Raw genomic sequence first — 3,633 nt, 5'->3', positions numbered from 1 at the left:
GCGGTAGAGACGTTCCGTCGGAACGTCTGTACAAAGAGTCACGAGTCAAATAACTATTGACTATGGACTCTGGACTAATAACTATTATGGCGTTTTTTGTAAATCCGGTCTTTCTTCGGGAACGATCGCTCCTTCTACCGGACAGACTTGAAGACATATACCACAATCAATGCAGGTAGCAAAGTCAATCCAATACCAATCTGTTCCCTTGGTGTTTTTCCCCGGTCCCGGATGAATGCAAGCTACTGGACAAGCATCGACGCAATCTGCGACACCTTCACAGACATTAGTAACAATAGTATGTGGCATAATTCCCCTCTTTGGATCACTCATAGCTGTATTTAATCAGCTATTCCTAGCCTAGCAACAATACTTAACTTATTTATTAGTCTAGAGTTAGTGAGTTATATCATGTCCGGCAAATTATATATAGTGCAATACGGTTGGTGTTAAGGTTTTTGGTACTGATTTTAGACCTGTAGAGACGCGAAATTTCGCGTCTCTACACTCGTGCGATCAAGCTTAACACCAACGGTATTGATATATAGTGTATTACACGTTCAGTGCAACGTGCTGTAGCGTCGTGTTAGACCGCAAGCACTTTTGAATCAACCATTTGAATCTGCTTGCTGATAATTAGCAATAAAGCTTTACGGGTCATGTCCATTGGCATAAATGGGGACTCTGACCAAAACTTGATTACCTGTTCTGGCAATACGGGAATGTGGACAAAACCAACTTTCATCTCAGATTTATGAATTTCTCTCCAGTGAAGAAAGGAATAGAAAATTTGATTGCAAAGATGAGTTCCACAATCATTTGAGATCCTGGCTGGAATATTATTAGTTTCCAACAAAGAAACTAAACTCTCTTGCTCCGGGAGAGAACTCCAGTATGCTACAAATCCATCGGGTACAACCTTCTCGCTCTTGGGTGCATTTCCAGCTTTATCCAAAGTCACGAAGTGTCTCAGGTTCTTTGCCATTCTTTCAAAAGTCCTGTTTGTTATAACCGCGTGCTTGCCCAATTAAAATACAAATATCTGGAGAATAAGTTTTAAGAGTTTGCTCAACTATTTGCCCAAGTATATTGGTATTAGCGGGCATGATTTTAAAGTCAATGCAATTGATGTAGTTACTAAGTTCTTGGGGAGGATTATTTTGCAGAGAAGTTACGATTAACTCTGATGCATTAAGACCATCATCATTCGGCTCAAACCCTGTTAGTAAAACTCTCATTCTCGTACTCTTAACTAACTATGAGCGATAGCTTATCGGGCTTTACAAGCCTACACCAATCTGAGTATAGATATGGTGTAGCAATGTCACGAAGTTAATTCAATCATCGGTGAACCATCAGCTTTGATCCAAACAATTTGGGCAATTTGGCGATCGCGTACATATTCTCGAATTGATAAAGCATCACGTTCCCCCAAGTCGATTTCTACCCGCACCAATTCTGTAGCAGAGCGGAGTTTTTGCGCGTAAGCAAACGCAGCTGCGTTTGCATTTGCTGTTTCTGGTACTACCAAATAATTGCTGGCTGGGGTGGTTTGCGGTAAATACTTATTTAATAGCAATAATTGGTATAAATCTTCAATATTCAGTGCAAAGCCAATACCGGGGATGTTTTCGCCTTGGGGATGATATAGTCCCAAAAGTTGGTCGTAGCGACCACCTCGTCCTAAAACCCGCGCTTGGGTTTCGGTATCACTGACAACTTCAAACACAATGCCGGTGTAATAATCAATGGTTTGGATTAAGCTGAGGTCAAGAATTAAGGGGAAATCCCCTTTGGATTCTAATAATTCTACCAGAGATTTGAGATGATTTACCGCCGTTTGCTGTTCTGTGTCTAAACCTAAATTGCTGACTTTTTGCAACACATCTGCCGGTTTTCCGCGCAAATCTAGGATGATTTTGGCGCGTTGTTTGAGTTCATCGCTCAAGGGTAAACTGTCGAGAGCAATACGATCTAAATTAGCGATCGCACTTCTGACAGTGGCTTGCAAGTTTGGGGGAAAAGCCGATAAAAGCGATCGCGTGATTCCCGCTTCGCCTAAAATTAAATGCCAATGTGAAATAGAAAGCGCTTCTAGACAATCAGCCACCAAAAGTAGCACTTCTGCATTTCCCAGCAATCCCCCACCACCAAGCAACTCTACCCCAGCTTGATAAAATTCTTGCTGACGATTGTGCCTACTTTCATTGGTGCGGCGGAACACATTAGCATTATAATACAACCGTTGCGGATAACTAACACCAGCCATGCGTGTCACAGCGGTACGGGCAATTGAGGCTGTTAGTTCTGGACGCAAGCCTAATTCTTCATCTTCGGAATTTTGCAATTGAATAACTCCTCGGCGATCGATTGCTTCTCCTGCCATGAGAGTATCCATGCGTTCTAAAGTTGAGGTGATAATCCGATGATATCCCCAACGGTGAAACACTTGTTGTAACCGATCTTCAATCCAGCGTTTTTGAGCTACATCTAAGGGTAATAAATCCCTTGCACCCGCTGCTGGTTGATATACCATTATTTTTTCTTCCCACCAAACAAACCACCAAATAAACCACCATTGCCAGATTTTTCAGATTGCTTACCCCCATTATTTGAGGATGAAGTCACTTTAGAACCACCTGGTTTTTGTCCCAAAGCCTGTTCTAGTACGCGTTTACCCTTCAATGCCATTTCGTCATTGGGGTCTAGTTGCAGAGCGCGGTCAAAGTGAACCTTTGCCATTGTGCTTTGATTTTGCTTCAAATACACCACTCCAATCAAACTATGGCAGCGACTATTATTCGGCTCTAGTTTTATGGCATCTTGCAATTCTACCCTAGCTTGTGCCAATTGATTTTTTCCGAGCAATTCTTGGGCGCGACGCAAATATTGAATCGCAACCGAATCTTCTTTTGGTGGCGCTACTGGGGCAGGGGGAGGTGTATTTGTTGCTTTATTTTGGGTAGATACACTTGTGTCAATTTTGCTTGGAGCCGCTTGCTGTGAAGTAGCTGCAAATGATTTACCCGCAGTCCGCATTAAGTAAACTAAATTTAACTCACTGATATGAGCAACGATTTGTAGTACTTTTTCTAAAGAGTCATATTGAGTTTCGGCAATTTTTAAGATTGCACTTTTATATGCAAGATCCACATTTGGTACACAAGCTAACTGCCTAGCCAAATCAGTGTTTAATTCCACCGAAGACGATTCTTGTACCAAGCGTTTGCCCATTTGCGACAAAACTACCATATATTCTGCACGCGTGCGATCGGCTGACAGTTTTTCGTAAGCAGGATTAACCCACTTTGACAACAACTCAGTAGCTAATTGTTTCTCAGCAGCGCTAGCGGTAGCATTACTATCAGGATGCAGACGACGAGCGATTTTCAGATAGCGTTTGCGGATATCTTTGACATCCGCATCCACAGGAACGCACAAAACTGCGTGATAATCGATGAAATCGTATTTAAACAGTCCACGATCTATTTTCCAAGACATATAAAGAGAAGCCTTGCACCAAGCAGTCCATTAGATTTTACTAGTGTACTTTGCTTTACTAAAATGGCTATAAATTTAACACTGTTGGGGAGTGGGGAATGGGGAGTGGGGAGTGGGGAGTTTGGAGTTTGG

Annotated in this window: 5 protein-coding genes; all 5 read right to left on the bottom strand. The window is 42.3% G+C overall.

Annotated elements, in window-relative coordinates; all coding sequences use genetic code 11:
• Positions 1-84: 84 nt before the first annotated feature.
• The 5 genes from OGM63_RS01605 to OGM63_RS01585 all read right to left on the bottom strand — a co-directional run bounded on the left by OGM63_RS01605 (position 85) and on the right by OGM63_RS01585 (position 3,501).
• A complete protein-coding gene (locus OGM63_RS01605; protein ID WP_039753205.1) occupies positions 85-309 on the bottom strand; it encodes a ferredoxin family protein in 225 nt (74 codons plus the stop codon).
• Between the two features lie 277 nt (positions 310-586).
• Positions 587-985 carry a pyroglutamyl-peptidase I gene (locus OGM63_RS01600; protein ID WP_263743751.1) on the bottom strand — a complete coding sequence of 133 codons (399 nt, stop codon included), beginning with the start codon at positions 983-985 and terminating at the stop codon, positions 587-589.
• 4 nt (positions 986-989) lie between these two features.
• On the bottom strand, positions 990-1,238 hold the full coding sequence (locus tag OGM63_RS01595) for a pyroglutamyl-peptidase I family protein (RefSeq protein ID WP_263743750.1): 249 nt from the start codon (positions 1,236-1,238) through the stop codon (positions 990-992).
• Between the two features lie 86 nt (positions 1,239-1,324).
• A complete protein-coding gene (locus tag OGM63_RS01590) occupies positions 1,325-2,536 on the bottom strand; it encodes an ATP phosphoribosyltransferase regulatory subunit (RefSeq protein ID WP_263743749.1) in 1,212 nt (403 codons plus the stop codon).
• Entirely contained in the window at positions 2,536-3,501 is a 966-nt protein-coding gene (locus OGM63_RS01585; RefSeq protein ID WP_263743748.1) for a J domain-containing protein, read from the bottom strand. Before OGM63_RS01585 ends, OGM63_RS01590 begins: the two co-directional genes overlap by 1 nt.
• Between the last annotated feature and the right edge of the window lie 132 nt (positions 3,502-3,633).

The sequence above is a fragment of the Plectonema radiosum NIES-515 genome (assembly GCF_025753815.1).
In the GTDB taxonomy this organism is placed as follows: Bacteria; Cyanobacteriota; Cyanobacteriia; order Cyanobacteriales; family Nostocaceae; genus Hassallia; species Hassallia radiosum_A.
This window is presented reverse-complemented; position numbering and strand designations above follow the sequence as displayed.

Bases quoted from the DNA above. Each gene is read 5' to 3' on its own strand.
- OGM63_RS01605 (WP_039753205.1), bottom strand. From the start codon at position 309: ATGCCACATACTATTGTTACTAATGTCTGTGAAGGTGTCGCAGATTGC.
- OGM63_RS01600 (WP_263743751.1), bottom strand. From the start codon at position 985: ATGGCAAAGAACCTGAGACACTTCGTGACTTTGGATAAAGCTGGAAAT.
- OGM63_RS01595 (WP_263743750.1), bottom strand. From the start codon at position 1,238: ATGAGAGTTTTACTAACAGGGTTTGAGCCGAATGATGATGGTCTTAAT.
- OGM63_RS01590 (WP_263743749.1), bottom strand. From the start codon at position 2,536: ATGGTATATCAACCAGCAGCGGGTGCAAGGGATTTATTACCCTTAGAT.
- OGM63_RS01585 (WP_263743748.1), bottom strand. From the start codon at position 3,501: ATGTCTTGGAAAATAGATCGTGGACTGTTTAAATACGATTTCATCGAT.